Consider the following 2,719-nt stretch of genomic DNA (forward strand, 5'->3'; position numbering starts at 1 on the left):
AGGGGTCGGCAGGTCAGGCGCTGGTATCGATTGGGTGAGCTGCTTGACCGATAGCTCGGGATTTTTAAGCAAGCGAATTGCCGCCCGTACTACTTCATTTAAGTTATGCGGCGGAATATCGGTCGCCATACCGACGGCGATACCCGTCGTACCATTTAATAAAATATTGGGTAGGCGCGCGGGCAGGGTGACTGGCTCTTGCATGGTGCCATCAAAGTTATCTTGCCAATCGACCGTGCCTTGACCAAGCTCGGCAAGCAAGGTATTGGCATAAGCCGACATCTTAGCTTCGGTATAACGCATGGCAGCAAAGGATTTTGGATCATCGGGACTACCCCAGTTACCTTGACCTGTAATCAGCGGATAGCGATAACTAAACGGCTGTGCCATCAGTACCATCGCTTCGTAACAGGCGCTATCGCCATGTGGATGATATTTACCCAGTACGTCACCGACCGTACGCGCGGATTTTTTCGCTTTGGCAGAGGACTTTAGCCCAAGCTCGCTCATCGCATAAACGATACGGCGCTGCACGGGTTTTAGACCGTCAGCGATATTGGGCAACGCGCGATCCATGATGACGTACATGGCGTAGTTGAGATAAGCTTGCTCAGTGAACTCCGCCACGGAGCGGGTATCCATCGGTTCATTGGGGATAATAGGGTCAATCGTATGATCAATAACATCGGACATAAAATAGGGTTCGCTTTTGATTCTTAAAAAAGGTTTTTAATCAGTTTATATAGGCAGTCCACTATAAAATAAGCACAGAGCTACTGGTATTAATTTTTCGCAGCCTCTGTCTGCGTAGGCACAGCAAGCAAGGAAAATGAATACCAGTAGCGCGTTATAATACTTGTAATAAGTTTATTTAGGACTGACTATATCGATAAAATAGGGAAAAATAAGATAGTGCTATCGTAAAGGATATTGGCAAAATTAAAAAGGGATAAGTCAGAATAGACGACAGGTCGTGACGCGCTTGATATAACAGCTTTAATATCAAATATTGAGAATGAAGTGTTGAGCAAAGTAAAAATGTGCCGATTTTATAATTTTAAAAAAGGTGGAAAATAGTGAAAAAACTGATAAATTCCTTAACAACAAATAAAAGTTTATTATGTAAATAGTCGTAATTATAGCCAATTTTAGTATTTAAATCACTGATATTAATAAAGATAGGTATCGTCAAGTAAGTTTAAGAACTCAAGTTTCAATCTTTTGTATTGAGTAGTTTGTATAAAGTGTGTATGTTAATCAACAAAGGGCTATTTACCGCTATATTGTTGATCCTTCGCCATATTTTATATCGTCAGTCGCCGCCATTACATGCATTATATCAATGGCTAGCTGTACGGCGATGTTTGGTATGTTTGACCTTTTCGATTAGGGATGGATTGATACCAGCACACTATTATTAGGAGCAGTAAGATTATGGAAAATCAAGGTAACGTAATTCGTCGCGATGACAAACCGTGGGTAAAAACTTACGAAAAACTTGGCATCCAATACGACATTGATATGCCGCCCGCCAATACTTCTTTGATTGATATCCTCGAACAGAATTTCGTTACCCATGCAGGTCGTACCGCTTTTGTGTGCATGGATGTGAAGCTTTCTTATGAAGATTTAGACCGTTATAGCAAACAAATTGCCGCTTACCTGCAGTCGCTTGGCCTACAAAAGGGCGATAAAGTAGCGGTTATGATGCCCAATATCTTGCAGCTACCGGTCGCTGTACTAGGGGTGCTACGCGCCGGCATGACCTTGGTCAATGTCAATCCACTTTATACCACCAAAGAGCTTGAACATCAGTTAAAAGACTCTGATACCAAAGTGCTGTTTATCCTAGAAAACTTTGCCAAAACCTATCAAGACATCGGTAAAGACTTGGTTGATCATGTTGTCATTACCTCGATGGGCGATTTGATGAGCCCGCTAAAAGGCTTTATTGTGAATGCGGTCGTGCGCCACGTCAAAAAATTGGTCCCTGATTATAAAGTTAACGGTAGCGTAAACTTTAAAAAAGCGCTCAATAAATTATCTGCCAAAAATTATAAACGCCCAACCAATATTGGTCTTGATGATGTAGCGGTACTACAATATACCGGTGGCACCACAGGTGTTGCCAAAGGCGCGATGCTGACGCATGGCAACTTGGTCGCCAACCTTATTCAATGTGATACTTATCTTGGCGATGCGTTTGATAAGTTCCAAGAGCGTAACGAGCAGCCGGTTATTATGACGGCCTTGCCGCTGTATCATATTTTCTCATTTACCGTTTGCGGTATGTACGGTTTATATAGTGGTTGTATCGGCTTATTGGTACCAAATCCACGTGATGGCGCAAGCTTGATCAAAGCTTATAAAGATTATCCACCGGCGTTTTTCCCAGCGGTCAACACGCTATTTAACGCGCTTGCCAACAGCGAAGCCTTTCAAGCATTGGACCATAGCAAGCTTGAGATGTCGATGGGCGGCGGTATGGCAGTATTAAAAGACACCGCGACTAAATGGGAAAAAATAACCGGTAATATTATCGTCCAAGGTTATGGCTTATCAGAGACATCTCCTGTCGCGTCGGCAAACCCGCAAGGTACTGGCGAGTTCTCAGGCAATATCGGTCTACCGATGCCAGCGACTGACATGGCCATCTTGGACGAAGAAGGTAATGAGTTGCCAATTGGTGAGCGCGGCGAAATCTATGTTCGTGGTCCGC

The 2,719-nt window shown here is 43.5% G+C and carries 1 protein-coding gene and 1 pseudogene; one reads left to right on the forward strand and one right to left on the reverse strand.

Translation table 11 applies throughout. From position 1 onward, the window contains the following. Window positions 1-693 (reverse strand): annotated as a pseudogene (locus V7D75_RS03155) (DNA gyrase subunit A); the annotation flags it as partial. Window positions 694-1,434: 741 nt separating this feature from the next. Between V7D75_RS03155 and V7D75_RS03160 the strand changes: the two are divergent. Then, window positions 1,435-2,719 (forward strand): AMP-binding protein (locus V7D75_RS03160; RefSeq protein WP_333613378.1); only part of this gene is annotated, 1,285 nt, incomplete at its 3' end.

This window comes from Psychrobacter sp., from assembly GCF_036731945.1.
Classification (GTDB): Bacteria; Pseudomonadota; Gammaproteobacteria; order Pseudomonadales; family Moraxellaceae; genus Psychrobacter.